This is a genomic window from Streptacidiphilus rugosus AM-16 (assembly GCF_000744655.1).
Classification (GTDB): domain Bacteria; phylum Actinomycetota; class Actinomycetes; order Streptomycetales; family Streptomycetaceae; genus Streptacidiphilus; species Streptacidiphilus rugosus.
In genome coordinates this window covers 88747-106441 of the sequence record NZ_JQMJ01000001.1, presented here as the reverse complement: position 1 = coordinate 106441, position 17695 = coordinate 88747, and the positions used below count along the sequence as shown (strand labels likewise).

General features: G+C 69.3%; 17 protein-coding genes, 1 tRNA gene and 5 pseudogenes. 10 read left to right on the top strand and 13 right to left on the bottom strand.

What is annotated here, in order from left to right:
• Positions 1-152 precede the first annotated feature (152 nt).
• From BS83_RS00510 to BS83_RS00495, 3 genes and pseudogenes are all read right to left on the bottom strand, one after another.
• Positions 153-1733 carry an ABC transporter substrate-binding protein gene (locus BS83_RS00510; RefSeq protein WP_084712980.1) on the bottom strand — a complete coding sequence of 527 codons (1581 nt, stop codon included), beginning with the start codon at positions 1731-1733 and terminating at the stop codon, positions 153-155.
• Positions 1734-2106: 373 nt separating this feature from the next.
• Positions 2107-3201 (bottom strand): annotated as a pseudogene (locus BS83_RS46960) (IS3 family transposase); the annotation flags it as partial.
• 153 nt (positions 3202-3354) lie between these two features.
• Complete coding sequence (locus BS83_RS00495; RefSeq protein ID WP_037599603.1) at positions 3355-3636, bottom strand: hypothetical protein; 282 nt, start codon at positions 3634-3636, stop codon at positions 3355-3357.
• A 322-nt stretch (positions 3637-3958) separates the two neighbouring features.
• On the opposite strand from BS83_RS00495, the pseudogene BS83_RS46955 reads away from it, so the two are divergent.
• Positions 3959-4196: pseudogene (locus tag BS83_RS46955) on the top strand (helix-turn-helix domain-containing protein); the annotation flags it as partial.
• On the opposite strand, the pseudogene BS83_RS48675 reads toward BS83_RS46955, so the two are convergent.
• Positions 4079-4324: pseudogene (locus tag BS83_RS48675) on the bottom strand (hypothetical protein). The pseudogenes BS83_RS46955 and BS83_RS48675 sit on opposite strands and share 118 nt — an antisense overlap.
• Positions 4325-4580: 256 nt before the next feature.
• Between BS83_RS48675 and BS83_RS44740 the strand changes: the two are divergent.
• Positions 4581-4826 (top strand): hypothetical protein, encoded by a 246-nt coding sequence (locus tag BS83_RS44740; protein ID WP_157596659.1) that lies wholly within the window; start codon positions 4581-4583, stop codon positions 4824-4826.
• Between the two features lie 225 nt (positions 4827-5051).
• The gene (locus BS83_RS00485; RefSeq protein WP_037599599.1) at positions 5052-5249 is read left to right on the top strand and encodes a helix-turn-helix domain-containing protein; all 198 of its coding nucleotides are present in this window, start codon (positions 5052-5054) and stop codon (positions 5247-5249) included.
• A 565-nt stretch (positions 5250-5814) separates the two neighbouring features.
• On the opposite strand, the gene BS83_RS00480 is transcribed toward BS83_RS00485, so the two are convergent.
• The 5 genes from BS83_RS00480 to BS83_RS00460 form a co-directional block, all read right to left on the bottom strand.
• Entirely contained in the window at positions 5815-6243 is a 429-nt protein-coding gene (locus tag BS83_RS00480) for a ribonuclease domain-containing protein (protein ID WP_037599597.1), read from the bottom strand.
• A 336-nt stretch (positions 6244-6579) separates the two neighbouring features.
• Positions 6580-6831 carry a hypothetical protein gene (locus BS83_RS00475; protein WP_037599595.1) on the bottom strand — a complete coding sequence of 84 codons (252 nt, stop codon included), beginning with the start codon at positions 6829-6831 and terminating at the stop codon, positions 6580-6582.
• Complete coding sequence (locus BS83_RS00470; RefSeq protein WP_084712979.1) at positions 6828-7160, bottom strand: helix-turn-helix domain-containing protein; 333 nt, start codon at positions 7158-7160, stop codon at positions 6828-6830. The genes BS83_RS00475 and BS83_RS00470 overlap by 4 nt, the downstream gene beginning before the upstream one ends.
• A gap of 117 nt (positions 7161-7277) precedes the next feature.
• Entirely contained in the window at positions 7278-7511 is a 234-nt protein-coding gene (locus BS83_RS00465) for a hypothetical protein (protein WP_037599593.1), read from the bottom strand.
• A 537-nt stretch (positions 7512-8048) separates the two neighbouring features.
• On the bottom strand, positions 8049-8426 hold the full coding sequence (locus BS83_RS00460) for a hypothetical protein (protein WP_157596657.1): 378 nt from the start codon (positions 8424-8426) through the stop codon (positions 8049-8051).
• A gap of 547 nt (positions 8427-8973) precedes the next feature.
• Here BS83_RS00460 and BS83_RS00455 point away from each other — a divergent pair.
• The 3 genes from BS83_RS00455 to istB all read left to right on the top strand — a co-directional run bounded on the left by BS83_RS00455 (position 8974) and on the right by istB (position 11650).
• Positions 8974-9056 (top strand) — tRNA-Leu (locus BS83_RS00455).
• Between the two features lie 278 nt (positions 9057-9334).
• Complete coding sequence (istA, locus tag BS83_RS00450) at positions 9335-10810, top strand: IS21 family transposase (protein ID WP_037599589.1); 1476 nt, start codon at positions 9335-9337, stop codon at positions 10808-10810.
• A 66-nt stretch (positions 10811-10876) separates the two neighbouring features.
• The gene (gene istB / locus BS83_RS00445; RefSeq protein ID WP_037599587.1) at positions 10877-11650 is read left to right on the top strand and encodes an IS21-like element helper ATPase IstB; all 774 of its coding nucleotides are present in this window, start codon (positions 10877-10879) and stop codon (positions 11648-11650) included.
• A 1151-nt stretch (positions 11651-12801) separates the two neighbouring features.
• Here istB and BS83_RS44735 read toward each other — a convergent pair.
• Positions 12802-12999 (bottom strand): hypothetical protein, encoded by a 198-nt coding sequence (locus BS83_RS44735; protein WP_157596655.1) that lies wholly within the window; start codon positions 12997-12999, stop codon positions 12802-12804.
• Between the two features lie 202 nt (positions 13000-13201).
• Between BS83_RS44735 and BS83_RS00435 the strand changes: the two are divergent.
• Positions 13202-14247, top strand: a pseudogene (locus tag BS83_RS00435) (IS110 family RNA-guided transposase); the annotation flags it as partial.
• Between the two features lie 24 nt (positions 14248-14271).
• On the opposite strand, the gene BS83_RS46950 reads toward BS83_RS00435, so the two are convergent.
• The gene (locus BS83_RS46950) at positions 14272-14829 is read right to left on the bottom strand and encodes a hypothetical protein (RefSeq protein ID WP_232248018.1); all 558 of its coding nucleotides are present in this window, start codon (positions 14827-14829) and stop codon (positions 14272-14274) included.
• 58 nt (positions 14830-14887) lie between these two features.
• Positions 14888-15022 (bottom strand): annotated as a pseudogene (locus BS83_RS46945) (hypothetical protein); the annotation flags it as partial.
• Positions 15023-15177: 155 nt separating this feature from the next.
• Between BS83_RS46945 and BS83_RS44725 the strand changes: the two are divergent.
• Positions 15178-15324, top strand: a complete 147-nt coding sequence (locus BS83_RS44725) for a hypothetical protein (protein ID WP_157596651.1) — start codon at positions 15178-15180, stop codon at positions 15322-15324.
• 211 nt (positions 15325-15535) lie between these two features.
• Positions 15536-15907, top strand: coding sequence for an SH3 domain-containing protein (locus BS83_RS00425; protein ID WP_037599583.1), 372 nt, complete (start codon positions 15536-15538; stop codon positions 15905-15907).
• Between the two features lie 95 nt (positions 15908-16002).
• Here BS83_RS00425 and BS83_RS00420 read toward each other — a convergent pair whose 3' ends face one another.
• Positions 16003-17004, bottom strand: a complete 1002-nt coding sequence (locus BS83_RS00420; protein WP_157596649.1) for a DUF6528 family protein — start codon at positions 17002-17004, stop codon at positions 16003-16005.
• 114 nt (positions 17005-17118) lie between these two features.
• Between BS83_RS00420 and BS83_RS48495 the strand changes: the two genes are divergently transcribed.
• Entirely contained in the window at positions 17119-17622 is a 504-nt protein-coding gene (locus tag BS83_RS48495) for an MFS transporter (RefSeq protein WP_332262297.1), read from the top strand.
• Positions 17623-17695: the final 73 nt, after the last annotated feature.

Below are 17695 nucleotides of genomic sequence, written 5' to 3'. Positions count from 1 at the left end.
CCAATCCGATGCTTGTGCAAGCTCAACCTCACCACGATCTGTTTGTCGGCATGAGTAGCGGATCAGCCGCCTGGGACATGGCGCCGCCACACGTACATGCCAGAGCCTGTGCCTCGATCACGAATCTGCGACGCCTGGTCCGAGAAAATCACTCATCCCGAAAACCATGCCTTTCGGAATTCGTAGTCGCTCAGGGGGACGCCGCTTTTGTGGGGGGCGAGGCCGTTCAGTTTCGCGGTGTGGGCGCCAATCTGATTGAAGAAGCCCCAGATGATGTAGCCGCCGCGGTCGTACTCGATCTGCTGGGCTTGGCGCAGAAGGCTGGTGCGGGTGTTCTGGTCGACGGTGGCGCGCGCCTGGGTGACGAGACTGACGTAGCGCGGATCGGTCCAGTGAGTCTCGTTGAACGGCGTACCGGGCAGGCTGCCCTCAGTTGCTTGGAGGATGTAGTTCCGGGTGAACCAGTAGTCCTGGGCGAAGGGCCACTTGAGGTAGTTGTCGCCGTAGAGCACGCCTGGGTCGACCTGGCGTACGTGGACGGTGATGCCGGCGGCGGCGGCCTGCTGGGCGAACAGGTGTGCAGATTCCACCAGGCCGGTGGCCACTGGCGCGGTGACAAGCTCGACGGTCAGATTCTCGTGGCCCGCCTGACGGAGGAGGGCCTTGGCCTGGGCGATGTCCTGGTGCCGTTGCGGGGCGCTGGAGAGGTAGGCGGGGTCGAAGCGGGCATACAGGTCGTTCGCGACCACTCCGTGGCCGCCCAGAACCTGACGCACCATCTGCCCTCGGTCCACGACCAGCCGAAATGCCTGGCGAACGCGGTCGTCGTCGAATGGAGGAGTGTCCACACGCATAGTAAGAGGCAGCCAGCCGCCGGTCTCTGACTCCAGTACGCGCAGGTCCGGTCGGCGGCCGACGGAGCCGATCTGTCCTAGCGGCAGCTCGTCGATCGCGTCGACCTGTCCGGCCAGGAGCGCATTCACGCGGGCGGTTTCATCGGGGTAGTCGACGATGGTGACCTTGTCGACGTACGGCTCGCCCGGACGCCAGTAACGGTCGTTACGAAGGAACGTGCTCTCCTTGCCGGGAGTGAAACTGGAGTAAGTGAATGGCCCGCTTCCCACTGGATGCCTCGGGTCGTAACCCACCGGCACGATCCCCGTGTTATAGACTGCAAGAGCCTCGGGCAGGGTCACATCCGGATGCTTGAGAGTCAGCTGCAATGTCAGCGGGTCGACGATCCTAATGTTGTTCGGGTCAACTGAAGAAAGTTGGTGTGCGGCTTTCCTGGGATTTGCAGGGTCGAGGATCCGGCGGAGCGTGTAGACGACGTCCTCCGCCGTGACGGACTTGCCGTTGTGGAACACCACCCCGGAACGCAGTCTGATCGTCCAGGCGCCGGCGTCAGCGGATGGTTCGATTGATTCGGCCAGTGCGAACTCCACGGCGTAGTCCGCGTTGTAGATGGAAAGGGTGTCGTACAGCTGGATCGCGCGAGCGATATCCGGGTCGTCCACTGGATCGTGCGCGTCGATTGTGTCCGCGGTCGATCCGCCGGTCACGCCCACCCGCAGACTGCCGCCCCGGCGCGGCACGCCCGGGCTCCCGGCACCGCCCGAGGGTGCATGAGAGGTGCACCCGGCCACCAGCCACCCGGCGCCCGCGGCCACCGCCGCACCGGCGCCCATACGCAGCACCTCCCGCCGCCGCACATCAATCTCGGGCCCCGGCATATGCCCCACCCACCTTTCATGACAGTTATGGATAAATGAGACACTTGATGATCCTCCCACTCCTGGAACGGCACGAGGAGCAGGCGCACGGAAGGACACGAGGAGTCGCGCAGGGCAGGGCTGATTCGAAGTCCCGGTGATCTTGCGTCCGGGCTGGTCACGGGATGTTGAGGAGGTCGAGCGGGCGGGTGAAGGGCTCGTGGGAGACGTGGTGGAGGCCGGCGGCGATGTTGGTGTGGCCGTGGTCGCGGGGGGTGTGGATCGCGAGGTTGCGCAGGGTGGCCATGTTCTCGGGGCCGTGGCCGGTGTGGATCTTGGAGGCGTCCTCGCCGAAGGCGGTGTCGCGGACGAAGTGGAGCCGGTTCTCGGTGGTCCATTGCGAACGGGCCAGCTCGTTGATCCGCTGGGGTGTCGTGAACGTCCCGTGCAGGGCTTCTCGCTTCAGCCCCTGCCAAAACGATTCGGCCAGCGCGTTATCGTAGCTCGACCCGACGCGACCCATGCTCCTGCGGATCCCGAACCCGTCGCTGACCCGGGCGAACGCGGCGGAGGTGTACTGACCCGTGGTCGGCATGGAAGATCACTCCGTCCACGTGGCCGCCTCGGGCCGCCACCGCCATCGTGAGGGCGTCGACGACCAGCTGCGTGCGCATGTGGGTGGCCATCGACCAGCCCAGTACCCGCCGCGAGCAGATGTCGATCACGCACGCGAGATACAGCCACGAGCCACCGACCTGCACATATGTGATGTCGCCGCACCACTTCTCGTCCAGGTCCCCGGCCGTGAAGTCGCGTCGCACCAGGTCCCTGGCGGGCGGCGCGAGCCGGTCAGAGACCGTGGTGCGCTTGCGCCTGCGCAGGTGCCGGCCCTCGATCCCGTTGACGCGCATCAACCGCTCGACGCGCTTGCGGTTGACGGTGTGGCCGAAGCCCCGCAGCTCGGCGTGGACCCGGCGCACTCCGTAGGTGCCCTTGTGGTCGGCGCGGATCTCGCGGATCTCCGCGACCAGGGCCTCGTCGGCCACCTGGCGGGCCCGCCGGGCTTCGGCGCCAGGCAGCCACCGGTAGTAGCCCGAGCGCGAGACACCCAGAACCCGGCATATCCGCTGCACACCGAAGACGGCGCCGTGGACGGAGATGAAGCCCCAGCGGCCGGCCATGCCCTCATCTCCCGCGCGAAATACTGGGCCGCCCGCCGCAGGATCTCCCGCTCGAGCTCCCACTCCTTCTCGGCCTTGCGGAGCCAGCCGTTCTCGGCCCGCAGCCGGGCGAGTTCCTCATCGCGGCTCTCCGGCGCGACCTTGCCGTTGCTCGCCCGGCCGGCCTGCCGCACCCAACTCCTCAGCGTCTCGCCGGTCACCCCGACGTCCGCCGCGACCGCGGCAAACGTGCGCCTCCCGCCAGCCGCGCGAAACAGCGCGACCGCGTCCTTCCTGAACTCCACCGGATATGGAGACTTCCGTCCCACCAGACACCCTTCCTCGGACCATCAAGATCCATTGTCGAGTGTCCACACCTCGGGAGAAGTCTCGGAACATGTGACACCCCCTGGCAGCACAGCGGTGCGGTCGCCCGTCCCGGCGAAGGGATGGGGGCCGCGCCGCGCGCGTGCCGTCGGCTGTCAGAGCAGGTCGTCCGGGCTGAACTGCGCCTGCTGGCCGCTCAGGTCCTGGCCCGGCTGGTAGCCAGCGAAACCCGGCGCCTCCTGAGCGTCGAGGTGCTCCTGGTAGTCGCCCTGGCGCAGTGCCTGGGGGTCGATACCCAGCTGGTCGAGCATGTCCGCGTGGTCGGGCTGGCTCGGGTCGATGCCACCCACGCCCTGCAGCATCTGCGCGGCCTGCCCGTGGTCACCACCCGTCTGCCCGACGAGGTTCGCGATCTGGTGCGGGGAAAACGTCGCCACGATGACTCCTTGCAAGAGGAAGGATCGGGGGCCGCAGCTGGCCCCCGGCCAAGCCAACCCCCGATCCGCCTCCGCCGCAGCCCGGACTGCGCTGCCCGGGGCAGGCATCTACACCCAGCGACGATGAGACGCTCGAACTGGCGCCGAGTACGCCATCCATGATCTTGCAGGGTATCCCCGGCTTCAGCCGGGGAGGGAAGGCATCCTTGGCGCGGAGCCGCGGAGCCGCGAAGCGGCGGAGATCCCTGCGCCACTGTCTGTGATGGTTGCTCACGTTCTGTAGTATGATCCTGGTTGTCGACCTTGCAGGGGGGTGGGCCGGGTGATCCGTGCGTACAAGTTCCTCATGCATGCTCACCGTGGGCCAGACGCAAGCGCTTGCCGAGATGCTGCGTGACCACTGCTCTCTCTATAACGGGGCCCTTCAGGAGCGGCGCGACGCCTACCAGCACGCCTCGAAGACGAGCGTCACGTACGGGATGCAGTCGGCGCAGCTAAAGGAGATCCGGGCGTTCGCCGGGAGATGGTGCGCGCGGCAGCGGTCTAGCATCCCGAAGAGGTGGGCTTCGTCGGTGATTTCGCCGAACAGCACGGTCGTGTCCCAGAATGATGACGCTGTCCAGTTCGGGGAACAGCTCCTCGCGCGTCGCTTCGGTGAGGACGCCGCGCCCCGGATCTCGTATCGCACAGCCGGTCCTTCCCGGGCAGCCGTTCACCGACGATGGGGCCCTCACCATTTTCTCGTGTGAGTCGCGCACGGGCGCCGGGTTGCCGGGCTGTGCCGTCCGGGGGAGCGTTGGAGATATGCGGTCGCGCTCGGGGCATCCCCGTGGCCGCTCCGTTGTCCGCCGCGTCGCGAGCTGTCATTCCCAGCAGCCTGGCGGGGACGGCGACCGCCCTGCCTTCCGATAGCGGGGCGGTCTTGCTGTCACCCCGCGGCGGCGGTGCTCTTCAAGAGCCCCTTTGCCCGGTTCTACGATCATCTGGTGTCGTCTGTCGAGGAACTCAAAGCAGCTGTCCGGGAAGCTGACCAGCGTATGGTGGCCTACGCCGCGTCGATGAGCGAGCGTTCGGCGACCCAGTGGACGCTTGAGGAACGCGCCCGGCTGCATCAACTTAGCGAGGCGGCGCGCCAGGCACGTTTGGCGCTGCTGCGCGCTATCGATCCCACCGTACGCCCGGAGGACTGACCCTGGTGTGCGGCGGTCGGGGCAGTTGCCGCCGCACACCATAGGTGGGCGCCCGCAACGACGGGAGGTGTCGCAGGCGCTGCTCAGCCTTGAAGGAAGCCCCGGGCCGGCGCGCGTAGCGTCTTGGCTGCCGGTGCGTCAGCGATCCCCGGACCGCGGCAGAACCAGCCCGCGGAACTCGGGCTGCCGGTGATCGGCGGAAGACCAGGGAAGAAGGCCCAGACGGTGAACGATGATTCCCTTGAGCAGGCTGCCGCGGCGGTCGAGGCGGCGAAGCGGGATCTGTACGCGGCCCGTCGGGGCCTGGCCGCGGCCGTCACAGCGGCGCGCCGTGAGGGTCTGTCCGTCCCCCGTATTGCCGCGCGGACCGGCCTGGACGCCAGCGCGGTCCGTAATATGCTCGCCGCCGCCGGAGTCCGGTAGCCGGGTTCCACCGGAGCGTAACTTGGCTAGGGTGTTCGAGTTCAAGGCCGAGTCCGGGGGCCGCGTGAGGTGCGCTGGCATGTGGCGCCGGTCGGGATGAGCACGACCTTGTGCGGCGTTTTCTGGCTCCGGCCGTGGCCCGCCCGGTCGCCGGTCTGGACATCACGCGGGTCTGCTTGCCGTGCATGAACGCCCTCGCCATCAACTGAGTCGTCCACGCCCTCGCCGGCACCTCTGCCGGCTCCGCAGCCTGGTTGAAGGCCGCGTATTCTTCGGGCCCGACTGCCCACAGGGAGCGCATTCCCGCGGGCGCCACTGGGGGGAGTTACCCCGTAGCCGGGGTGCCGTGCCGAAGGGCGGACTCCGGGCAGCGCCCCGTGGCTGAGCGCTGCCACCAGGCTGGACAGCGCGCCCGCGGTTGGCATGCTGGGGGAGGCAAACGGGTGGCCACGAGGAAGGCCCGGCACCCGCAGGGGTGCCGGGCGGCGATCTCGCGCGAGCGTGATGAAGCGTTCAGCGACGGTGATCTGACGGCAGTTTACTGAGAGATCTAGGTCTTTCGGGCTCAACGCATGCGTTCGAAGGTCTGCAGGTGGTCGGGGGTGTACCAGGCGCTGCCATCGTCTCCGGTGACGATCCGCTCGGTGTCGCGGGGCTGTCCGGGCTGCTTGCGGTTCACGTCCCACTTCAGGTACTGGATCGGGTGGCCGGCACTGTCGGTGCGGGGCAGTACCCCGTCCTTGTTCGGCCAGGTGGTGCCGCCCTTGGTGCCGGAGCCGTCGTTCGGCGGCCACTGGCCGGCGTCGATCAGCTTCAGCGTCTGCCACGCCCTGTCCGGGACCGCGGCGCGTACGGAATCAGCCGAGGACGCGGCCGACCGCGCTTGTGCGGCACCCCGGGTCGCAGCGGGGTCAGCGTGGGCTGGTCCGGTGCAGGCGAGAGCTGCCCCGGACAGGGCAACGGCAGCCAGTACTCGCTGTGCAGTGTTGGTCATGCACCGCCAACGATCTTCAAGTGCAGGGGTCACGCACCGCCACATCGGCATCTGGCCCCATCCAGGGCGCGGGTGTGTCGCCGGGCCCCAGGTGAATGCTCGATTACCGTCCTGACTGTGCGTTCGGGCTGGTAGCTCGGCCGGGGGGCGGGAGGTCTGTGGTGTTCCTGGTCGGTTCGCTGGTGCGGGTGCTGCGCGCGGTGGGCGGGTACGAGGTCCGTGGGCTCCTCGCTTCCTGGTTCCAGGGTCGTGCCTGCCATAATGCCGCTTTCGCTTCGGCACGGCTGTGTGCGGAGCACCAGGCTCGTCAGCGGGCGGTGGAGTGGTGAGCGCGGGTTAGGGGGTGGGCCAGTGTTCGAGGGCGTCGACGAGTTGGGGGAGGGTCAGTTCGTTTCCGCCGGTGTTGGGGCCGTGGGCGCGGGCGAAGCGGAACGCGCCGTCGTGGTCGAACACGGCGAGCAGGGTCCACGGCCCTTTGGACATAAGGACGGTTCCGTCGGGTTCCCAATAGACCCGCCAGCCGAGGCCGCGGGCGGTCGCGTCGAGGTAGAGGGCGTCGCGTCCGAGCGCACTGTCGGCGTTGTTCACGACGGCATTCCGGTAGTGAGCTCGCAGATTGTCTCGTCACCGCGTCGCAGGACCAGCGTAAACGTCAGGCCCAGGGCGTCGGCGAGCCGCTGGAGGCTGCGCATGCTCGGCGACGAGGCACCCGTCTCGATCCGCGACACGGCACCCTGCGCCATCCCCGCACGCGTCGCCAGCTGTACCTGAGTCAGGCCGGCCTTGGTGCGCTCGCCCGCGAGCAGCGCGCCGATTCTCGGGCCGCAGGACGGTGCAGGGTCTCTTTGCTCCGGCACGACCGCAGTGCCGTGAGGAGCGAGGTCATTTAGGGCACTGGTCAGGCGTTCTGTCCGCATACTCCCTTATTGTGGATCCCCGGCTGTCCCGTGCCGGGATTCGGCGCGCGGGCCCGTCCTGACGCCTGATCCGGTCCGGGCGTGTCGCCCACGGGAGCCTGTGAGCGTGATTCCGGGTCAGCGGTGCATACGGGTCGGCCTGTCGGCGTTTGCGCTGTCGCGGCTGCTCGCGCTGGTGGCGCGGCGGTTGACCTCGTGCTCGACGGCGTGGAGCACTTCGCGCAGGCGTGCGGGTCGTAGCGTGTGGGGGTCACTGGTCGCTCGGGTGCTGGCGTAATGATGGACGCGGTGAAGCTGGCTGATGCTGAGCCGTTCGAGCAGGACGCGTTCCCGGGCGTTGAGGGAGTTCATGAGGGGTTCTGATCCTCGCTGGGCTGGGCCGTCGAGTGCTCGGGACGGGACAGGGGTTGCCACCCTGGGTCGTCTTGCCCAGCACTGTCCTGCCGAGGATCCGCCACTGCGCAGCGAGCTGGACCCGAAAATCGGCTCGGGTTGGCGAATCGATTCTGCAGCAGGGGTGACACATCTCAAGTCGTCGACGTCGGTACTCATGATTGGAACAACGAACGATCCGCTGATCGGCAACTCATCACCTTGAGTGTTGGGCCCTGACCCAATGCCGGGACTCTGTTGGTGATCTTGTGGGGAGTGCTGACGGCGGATCGGTTGTGCGGTTCGCACTGTGCACCGCCAGCGGCTGACCCTCACAAGATCGCCAACAGAGTCCCGGCATTGGGTCAGGGCCCCAGGTCTTCCTTGGTGTGGTCGTGGCGCAGCAGTTGGGCAGCAACGGGTTGCAGGCGCGCGACTACCTGATCGATCTGGGATCTTGGGCTGTCCATGCCGTCCATGATGGCCCCGCCCGGTTCGCGGGCGGGGGGCCTTCCATCATGTCCTGGCGACGGTGTCGGCAGCGGCGATCACGAACTCCTCCAGGGAGCGGCCTTGGCTTGCAGCGGCGTCCTCCCAGCGTGCCCGCTGCTCGGTGGTGGGCTGGATCTGGATTGGCTCAGGCTCGACACCGGCGTCCCGGGTGAGTGCGGCCTGCAGCACAGGGTCGGCATACACCTGCGCTGTGGAGCGCCAGGCGGCCAGCACTGCTGATCGTTCCTCGTCGCTGGCGGCGGCGACTTCCGCCTCGGCCTCCTCCAGCGCGTCGATCGGCAGATGTTGGCGAACCTCGGCCGGCAGCTCCGCCCCACTGTGGGTGGTGCGCTTGAGGTGCTCGTTGGGTGGGATGGGCATGCTGGGGCGCTCGTCGTCCATCCCGGTCACGGTACGCGCCTGCGCTGGCGGGGCGGGGCGCTTCCGGATGTGATCCACGTTCGGGTGAGCGTGGGCGTGTCCCGTGGACCGCGCCGTCGGCCAGCGTGATTCTGGCCTCGGGCCGCGCACCAATCGGACGAGCGCGCGACCTGCTGGAAGGCCTCGGCGCTGGGTGACTCCGGAGGGCCGGGGCCACAGCATTCCCGTCATTCGTTCGGGCGACCCTGGCGCCTCGCAATCCAGGCCGCTGCCTGGCGAGACTGAGCCGGTCGCATCTTTTGGTCGAGCGTGCGACACGGCCGGGCCTCATGCCTCCACCACCGCGGCACTCCCAGTGAGGTCCAGTCCTCCAGCCCCAGGCGGACGTCCGACGGGCCGTCGCTCATGACCCGAGCGTGGCGACTACCGCTTCCGGCTGCAGGTGCGTGTGGTTGCGCGGGGGCGCGCGACTTGGGTGGGGCGGGCCTGCTCCGAGGTCGTGGGCCCGCTTCGGGTTCGGCCTGGCCCGGTGGACGTGCCCGGCCGAAGCCCCCGGCCGGGGGCTTCGGCCGGGTTGGCGGAACTGGCAGACGCGGCCGCTTCAAGAGCGGTTGCCTGATGGGCGTGCGGGTTCGACTCCCGCACCCGGCACCCCACAGCGCCTACGAGCTGCGGAAATGCGGGCTGCGGGTGAGACTGGCAGAGGTCCGCGTGATCCTCAGTGTCGGCGGCCGTGGCAGAGTCCAGGTGTGCGGCCAGTCGAGTCCCGGTTGATGGCCACCAGAAATCCAGGTAGATGGCCTCTAGCCTGCGGTGTTCCTGATCGCTTCCTTATCTGAAGGAGACCCCTTCGTCCGGTTTGCTGGTGTTTGCGAAGCATCAGCGATACCGGTCGAAGAGGTCCTGTGACGAAGTCTGACAGAGAGATCATGGAGATATTCGAGGCGTACGACCTGACCGAGACGGTCTGGTCGGCGGCCGCGCTCACGGGGCACGACCCGAAGACGGTCAAGCGGTATGTCGAGGCCCGCGCCAGCGGGCGGAACCCGTTCGAGCGTGAGCCGCGGCCGAAGATGATCGACGGCTTCCTGGAGAAGATCGAGGAGTGGGTCGAGCAGTCGAAGGCGTCGATCCGCGCGGACGTGGTCCACGACAAGCTCGTGAAGATGGGCTTCCAGGGCAGCGCGCGCTCGACCCGGCGGGCGGTGAACGCGGCGAAGACCGCGTGGAGGGCAGGCAAGCGCCGGACCTACCGGCCGTGGATCCCCGAGCCCGGGAGGTGGCTGCAGTTCGACTGGGGCGAGGGCCCGAAGATCAACGGCAGGCGGACCTGGCTGTTCTGCGCCTGGCTGTCCTGGTCCCGGTTCCGGGTGGTGATCCCGGTCTGGGACTGCACTCTGGGAACGCTGGTGGCCTGCCTGGACACCACGCTGCGGAGGATCGGCGGGGCGCCGACCTACGTGCTGACCGACAACGCGAAGACGGTCACCGTCGAGCACATCGCCGGGATCCCGGTCCGGCATCCGCAGATGGTCGCCGCGGGCCGGCACTACGGCTGTCAGGTCGTCAGTTGCGTTCCCTACGACCCCGAGAGCAAGGGCGGGGCGGAGGCCACTGTCCGGATCGCGAAGGCCGACCTGGTCCCCACCGAGGCGAACCTGCTGCCGGCCTACGACTCCTTCGCCGAGCTCGCGGACGCCTGCCGGATCTGGTGCGAGCAGGTGAACACGCGCCGGCACCGGGCGACCGGGCAGGTCCCGGCCGACCGGCTCGACGTCGAACGCACCACGCTGCACGTCCTCCCGCTGGAGCCGCTGGCGCTCGCGCTGGGCGAGGAGCGGGTGGTCGGCTCGGACCGCACGGTCAGCTTCAACTCGGTGCGCTACTCGACGCCGCCCGGCTACACCGGCGCCAGAGTCTGGTGCCGGGTCGTCGGCGACGAGCTGTCGATCACCGCCCGCACCCCGTCCGGCGACCTGGCCGAGATCTGGCGGCACCAGCTGTCCACGCCCGGCGTCCCGCAGATCATCGACGCCCACTACCCCGACCACTCCGACGGCCGCGGCGTCCACCAGCCCAGGCTCCAGCCCCGCTCCGAGGCGGAGATCGCGTTCGTGGGCATCGGCCCCGGCGCCGGCCGCTGGCTCAAGGAAGCCGGCCCCGCCGGAGCGGCCCGGATCCGCGCGAAGATGGCCCACGCCGTCGAACTCGCCACCGTCCTGGGCAACGACCGGGTCGACCAGGCCCTCGGCCTCGCGGCCGCGGCCGGGCGCTTCGCCGAGGACGACCTGGTCTCCATCCTGGAGCACATCGCCGCCAACAAGCCCGCCGCGCAGGTCGTCCGCGCCGATGAGGCCCACTCCGTCCAGAACGGCACGATCGGCTGGCAGGCCCTGGGCCGCTGAACCACCGCACTCCGTCCCGGCACCGATCCTGACCGCACGTCAACACACGAGAACGGCACGTTCATCATGAGCTTTCCCCACCCGCCGGCGATCCCCGAGGAACTCGACAAGCTGATGCGCCGGATGCGCCTGCCCTACATGCGCAAGGCGGCACCCGACGTGCTGGCCACCGCCCGGGCGCAACGCTGGGATCCCGCCGAGGTGCTGCGGCTGCTGATCTCCGAGGAGGTCACCGGCCGCGACGCGGCCACCCGCCGCCTTCGCCGGCACGCGGCGAACTTCCCGACCGGCAAGACCCTGGCGTCCTGGCGGGCCGAGGACTCCACGATCCCCGAGCCGACCCAGAACTCGCTGGTCACCCTGGAGTGGATCGGCCGGGCGGAGAATCTGGTGATCGCCGGCCCGTCGGGGACCGGGAAGTCGCACTTCACGGAGGGTCTGGCGCAGGCCGCGATCGAGAAGGACCTGCGGGTGTCGTGGTTCACCCTGGAGACCTTGGCCGCCGCGATCGGCAAGTCGAAGGTCGACGGGTCGACCGCTCGGACCGTCGCGCGGATCTGCCGGGCCGACCTCATCGTCGTTGATGATATTGGCCTATTGCCGGTCGGCGAGGATGCCGCCGAGGCGTTCTACCGGATCATCGACGCCGCCTACGAGCGCCGCTCGATCGCGGTGACCAGCAACATCCACCCGTCCGGCTTCGACACGATCATGCCCAAGACCCTCGCCGGGGCCAGCACCGATCGGCTCATGCACCACGCTCACCTGGTCCAGACATCCGGCGACTCGCATCGCCTCGCCGAGGCCCTCGCCGGCAAGGGAGTGGTCCCCTTGAACTGACCCCCACCCCCAGGAACACCACTGGCCACAGGCATGGATTTCTGATGGCCACCAGCCTGGACACCCGAAGACCGCCCACCTGGGCATCTCAATGGCCGTTGACATCCTCAGGTCGCGGACCATGCCGGGCCCTGTGGCGGCTTGCCGGGTTGTGGCAGGGCCCGGCCTTATGCGCCCGTGGCCCGCTATGCCCTCGCCGGCTGCGGGCATCGTCCGGCCCGCGTTGCCTCTCGCGGGCCGGACCTGGTTTTGGTGGGCTGTGCGGGTGAGTCTGCGGCGTGGGTGGGCGGAGTGCATCCGGTGCGGGATGAAGCTGGGGGAGTCGCATCGTCTGGGAACAGGTGCGGCGTAGCCGGGTCTCGGGCCCTTTCGTGGCGCCCCAAGGGGCCCCCGGCGCGGCTTGCTCCGCCGTGCCTGGTGGGGTGCGGCTGTCTTGGTGTCGGCGGGCCCCGCACCTTGTTTGGGCCCGCCTGGCGTCGAAGGTCCGCCGGGCGGGCCCGGCGCTTGTGGTCCGATTGGATGATCATCGCGTGTCGGTGCCCGGCAATTCGCGCCAGGTGCGGATGCTGTAAGTGAGGTCGTACGGTGATGCTGGCCTCGTCCTCGGACCCCGCCCGGGCGCCCGTGATCCTCCCGGGTGGGGTCCACTTGCGTACCTTGGCGGCGGCTGTCCGGGTGACTGTCGCGTGTCCGCTGGGGCTTGCGGACAGGCCGGGGCGGATCATGGTGGTGTCGCGCGCTTCCTCGCGTGGCACGTCTGGGCTGCCGGCCTCTACCCGGCGACCCTGGGCGGCGGCTCCACCGGGTGGACTCCGGGGCCGCCGCCCTCCCCGCAGCGCGGTTCGGAGCTTCCGCTGGTGCTCCACCGAGATGAGGCGCTGGTGTCGCTACGGGTCCGCGGGCGCCTGAGGCTGATTGTGGTGGTGAGGCAGCCATGGAAGGCCGTCCTCGTTCGGACCTGCCCGGCGTCAGTGACGTGCCGCCTGGCGGGTCCGACCTCTGTTGTGCGACTACTGCTGTCGCTCGTCCGGGTGACGATCGCGTGTGCTGGCGCGGCTTTGGTCGGGGCGTTGGAAGGATCACCGTGACCGGTCGGCGGACCATGCAGCCCCAGGCTGGTCGGGCGGCGGCCCCTGGTTGGGCCGCCGCCCTCAGTGTTCCGGGGTGGCCCGGCCGGGTTCGCCGTCTGGGGCCGCTGTCATCTCAGGGCCGGTGTGCCTGGGGCGCCGGTCTGCGTCGATGTGCTGGCGTCGGTCGACGGCTGCTTCGCGTTCGGCCTTGGCTATTGCCGCTACGACGTCCGGGTCGTTCAGGTCGAGGCCGAGAAGACGGGCGATGCGCTGGTCCATGGCGGCCAGTCTGCCGTGGCGTACGAGTGATCGCCGCGTGTCTCTTCGGGGCAGTGCGCCATGGTGGGCATGTCGGCGGCGCGTGAACCGTGACCCAGTTTGGCCGGATGAAAACGGACCCGGTGCTGGTGGTTCAGTCGGTGTCGTTGGGGTCGGTGGGGACGCGTCCGAGTTCGCGGCCGCGCATGCGAACCTCACCGTGGACGGCGACCGGGTGACGTGGGCGATGGACATGACCGGTGCAGAGCCCGCTCTGCTGATCGAGTTGCTTGCCAGCCACGGCCAGGAGATCCTCTACATCCCCGGGGTCGTGGTCAACCGGGCCACCGACAGCTACCGTGGGCAGGGCAAGACAGACGCCCGCGACGCACGTGTGATCGCGGACCAGGCGCGGATGCGCCGGGATCTGCAACCGGTCCGCCCCGATGACGAGGCCGTCATCGAACTGCGGCTGCTGACCGAGCACCGCGCCGATCTCGTCGAGGACCGCACCCGCACGATCAATCGGCTCAAGTCCCTGCTCAACAGGATGTTCCCGGGCCTGGAGCGGGCCCTTGACCTGACCGCGGCCGGCCCGGTGGTACTGCTGACCGGCTACCAGACCCCGGCTGCGATCCGCAGAGCCGGCACCAAGCGGCTGGCGACATGGTTGCGCAACCGCAAGGTCCGGTCCGCCGAAGCCCTCGCTGCCACGGCGGTCGAGGCCGCCGGGCGCCAGCACCCGGCGGTCACCGGGGAGAAGAGCGTCGCGCAGATGGTGCACACCCTGGCCAGGGAAGTGATGGCCCTCAACGAGAAGATCGCCGAGACCGACCGGCTCATCGAGGGGCGGTTCGTGAGCACGAACTCGCAGACGTGATCGCCTCGGTGCCCGGCATCGGGACCACACTGGGCGCGGAGCTTCTCGCCGCGATCGGCGGCAGCCTCGACGCCTTCCCCACCGCCGACCGACTCGCGGCCTTCGCGGGCGTCGCCCCCGCCCCACGCGACTCTGGGAAGGTCAGCGGCAACGACCACCGACCGACGAAATACCACCGGCGACTGCAACGCGTCTTCTTCACGTCCGCGTTCGTCAGTGTCCGCAGCGATCCCAACTCGCGCCGTTTCTACGACAGGAAACGCGCCGAGGGTAAGAGCCACGTCCAGGCCGTGCTCGCTCTCGCCCGCCGCCGCGTCAACGTGATCTGGGCCCTCATCCGTGACCGACGGTGCTACACCGTCACACCCCCAGTGACTCCTGCCGCTTGACTCCCAGATTGGGAAGCGTCGGTGTCATACGGGGAGTCGAACCGCAAGCTCGCGGGCGGCAGAGCGTGGCCGTCGCGCCAGCGCAGTTTCCCGCGCGCGTCTCAGTAGTAGTGGTGCACCCACACCCGGCGCAGGATCTCCACCTGAGCCAGTGTCCGAAGTCGGGGTGGGGCGTCGGACGCCCAGCCGGCGGTCAGGACCTTGGCTCCGTCCCGGGCCGAAAGCCTCGGCCAGGGCGGTGACTCCCGCCTGCCCGCCAGGAACCTTGCCGATCTCAACCTTGCGGCCGTAGCGCTTGTCCCACTCCGGCTCCACCAGCGGCAGCAGCCAGTCCGGGGCCGCCTGGGCCAGCTGCTCGAGTGCGGTCCGCAGGCTCTCGCCGGCCAACTCCAGGCGGCTGAGCCTACGGACGGCGGCGAGCACGTGGGTGGCGTCGGTGCGCTGGCGGCCGCCCTTCTTGAGCAGTCCGGCTTCGACCAGCCGGTTCAGCATCACCTGCAGCAGCCGGTCGGCCGCGTCCCCCTCGGCCAGGCGGGCCCGGAACTCGCACAGCACCGAGTGGTCGAACCCGGAATCGTCCACCCAGGCCGAGGGCGTACTCCCAGTCGATCCTCGTGCGCACCGCGTTCGCAGCCGCGCGGTCGGACAGGTTCTCCGCGAACTGCAGCACACTGACCAGCGCCAGCTGCCCCGGCGACAACCCCGGCCGCCCGTCACGCGGATACAGGTCCGCGAAGTCCTCGTCCTCGAACACCACGTCCAGCCGGTCCCGCATCAGCATCGCAGGCGTCCCCTTCGGGCACGCCGCCCTTCGCGCAGCGCCCCACCACCTGCCACGTCCCCGCACGGGCCCGCCACCGCAAGGTCAGCCGCAGGCCCACCGAACCCCTGGGCAGCGCTTTCGCCGACGGCTCACTCACCCCCGCGGCCTTGAACCGGATACCGCCGCGCCGCCTGGCTCAGGTCCTGCGACTGCTCTTCCTCGCCGTCCGGATCTCGCCCACGGCCACCCCACGCGGGACGTTCGACCCCACTCGCGTCCAGATCATCGCGCGCCCCAAGCAACGCGAAGCGTGATCCTGCCGCACCGCCACCCACTACCCTGTAGTCACACAAAGCGACGAGTTGCCGACTTAAAGTGATGCTCATAGCGTGGCGTCGACCGGTTCTCCGCAGCAGATGTGCGCGGAGGACCGGCATCCAACCGTCGGGTGCCCGCCGCCGTGCAGACCCAGGCCGGCCCCGCTCCGAGGCCCCGCCACGGGCCGTTCCATCAGGAGTTGTACTGATGCTTCGCAAGATCGCCTCTGTTACGGCAGCCTGCGCCCTGGCCGTGCTCGCCGCCGCCGGAACCGCGTCCGCCGCCCCGCAGACCGCCCCCCACTCCGCGCCCGCGATGGCCGCCGAGCACCCCCATCACCACCTGTACAAGGGGCGCGTCATCGCCCGCACCGGACTGCTGGTCCGCAGCGCGCCGAACCGCAACGCCCCCGTGGTCGGATCGCTGGACTACGGCCAGACCGTATGGATCGAGTGCAAGGTCAACGGCCAGTGGGTGGACGGCAACCCGCGCTGGTACAAGCTCGCCGACGGCCGCTGGGCCTGGTCCTCAGCCCGCTACATCGCCAACATCGGCGAAGCGCCGCGCTGGTGCCGCTGACACCAGCCCGCTGACCGCGCCGGCCTGCGCCCCGTGCCACGGGCCCAGGCCGGCGCTGCCGCGCCCGACGCCAGGCGGCGTGCCTGCTCCGCCTCCTACTTCCCCGTCACACCCTGTCCCGAAGACGCAGGCGGGAGCGTGTTCCCCGCCGGGATGGCGGGCATCCACCGGGCCTTGTACAGGCTGGTCTTCGCGATGCGCCGGGTGCCGTCGGGGAGGTGGAAGGTGAGGGTCGAGGTGCACCACTGACACGGGTTCTCGCTGTCGGGGGCCACGGTGAGGACCTGGCCGCTCACGGGATCGTCGCCGATGCTCTTGACTCCCGGCGTGTCGATGCCGGCCTGTCCGGTGTAGGGCACGAAGGCGTTGCCTGCGATGGAGTATTGGTGGACGTGGGTGTTGGTGGTGACCCACAAAAGGTTCGGGGCGGAGGCGACCGCGTTCAGGTCGTGGCCTCCGTGACTGGGCAAGGCGACGGACCTTTCCAGCTTCATCTGGGGATGGCTCGCGCTGCCGCCGATCGTGAGGGCGACGAGCCTGGTATCGCCCACGGCCCACAGGAGCCTTCGGGTCTGGTCCCATTGCAGTCCGTGCGCGCCCGCAAGGTCGAACTGGGTGTAGTGGGCCGACAGAGCCGACTGGGACGCGGTGTAGATCCGGACGAAGTCCTGGGTGCTGGCGACGACCGCGACGTTGCCGTTAGGAAGCACCTCCACGCTGTGGGCGTTGGCGCCGGTGCGCCCGGCCCACCACACCCACCCGGCGGGGTAGGACACCATCGCGGCCAGGCCCCCTGACGCGCAGGCAAGTACCCAGTGCGTACCGTTCCACAGCCGGTACTTGGCCTCGCTGACGTTGGTCCAGGTGCGCTTGGGCTCCAGACCGGCCAGTTCCTCCCGGTCCAACGGTGACCAGGACCAGGAGGCGGCACGGGCCGCCCGAAGGTCATGGACGCCGCGCGTGGCGTGCTGCCATGCCGGATCGGTGACATCCAGCAGCAGCACCCGCTCGCTGGCCTGATCCGCAGCCAGGACCAGACTTCCGGCACCGGCCGCCGCCAGATGCGCGGCCCGTCGGGAGGTCCGGGGCCTCGCCACCGAGCCACCCAGACCGGCCACACCGACGGCCTTCAACACGGCACGCCGGGAGAGCCCCCCGGACCGGCATGACAAGGGGGCAAGCATTCCAGAGGAAGATGAGTTCACCCTTCCATGGCAACCCGGGAACGGCCTGCGACGGCCGAGCAACACACCCCGACCTGCCGACCTGTCAGCCAGACCGACTCCGTTGCTCAACGCACTCGGCACAGGGTTCGCGCTCGCCGCCACTCTGGCCGACAGGGTCCTGCCCGGCGGCTGGGGGACCGCCTCCGCGCCGGGCTCGGTGTCGTCACCACCGTAGCCGCCCTGATCCTGCTGCTGGTCCTGCCCGTGTCCGCTGCCGCGCTGCCGTGGCCCTTCCTGCTCGGCCTGGGGCTGGGAGTCTTCACCCCGGCCAACAACGCCCTGGTCATGCGCGCCATCCCCGCCTCGTCGGCGGGAACCGCCGGAGGCCTGGTCAACATGGCCCGTGGGCTCGGCACGGCCCTGGGCGTCGCGGCCGTCACCCTCACCCTGCACCTGGCACGTCACGGCTTCACCGCCGCCCGGGCCGCCGCCGTCCTACTGGCTGCGTCCCTGGGCGCGGCCGTCAGCGCGCTCCCCAGGCGCGGGTGAGGGATGACGGCGGCCGGGGCCAGGCGTGCGCTGAATAGCAAGAGCCATTTATAGAGCATGCATATGCGCTCTT

Excerpts from the sequence above, each read along its gene's own strand:
- BS83_RS00510 (WP_084712980.1), bottom strand. The coding sequence starts at position 1,733 with ATGCCGGGGCCCGAGATTGATGTGCGGCGGCGGGAGGTGCTGCGTATG.
- BS83_RS00480 (WP_037599597.1), bottom strand. The coding sequence starts at position 6,243 with ATGACCAACACTGCACAGCGAGTACTGGCTGCCGTTGCCCTGTCCGGG.
- BS83_RS00470 (WP_084712979.1), bottom strand. The coding sequence starts at position 7,160 with ATGCGGACAGAACGCCTGACCAGTGCCCTAAATGACCTCGCTCCTCAC.
- BS83_RS00465 (WP_037599593.1), bottom strand. The coding sequence starts at position 7,511 with ATGAACTCCCTCAACGCCCGGGAACGCGTCCTGCTCGAACGGCTCAGC.
- BS83_RS00460 (WP_157596657.1), bottom strand. The coding sequence starts at position 8,426 with ATGGACGACGAGCGCCCCAGCATGCCCATCCCACCCAACGAGCACCTC.
- istA (WP_037599589.1), top strand. The coding sequence starts at position 9,335 with ATGGAGATATTCGAGGCGTACGACCTGACCGAGACGGTCTGGTCGGCG.
- istB (WP_037599587.1), top strand. The coding sequence starts at position 10,877 with ATGAGCTTTCCCCACCCGCCGGCGATCCCCGAGGAACTCGACAAGCTG.
- BS83_RS44735 (WP_157596655.1), bottom strand. The coding sequence starts at position 12,999 with ATGGACCAGCGCATCGCCCGTCTTCTCGGCCTCGACCTGAACGACCCG.
- BS83_RS00425 (WP_037599583.1), top strand. The coding sequence starts at position 15,536 with ATGCTTCGCAAGATCGCCTCTGTTACGGCAGCCTGCGCCCTGGCCGTG.
- BS83_RS48495 (WP_332262297.1), top strand. The coding sequence starts at position 17,119 with ATGGCAACCCGGGAACGGCCTGCGACGGCCGAGCAACACACCCCGACC.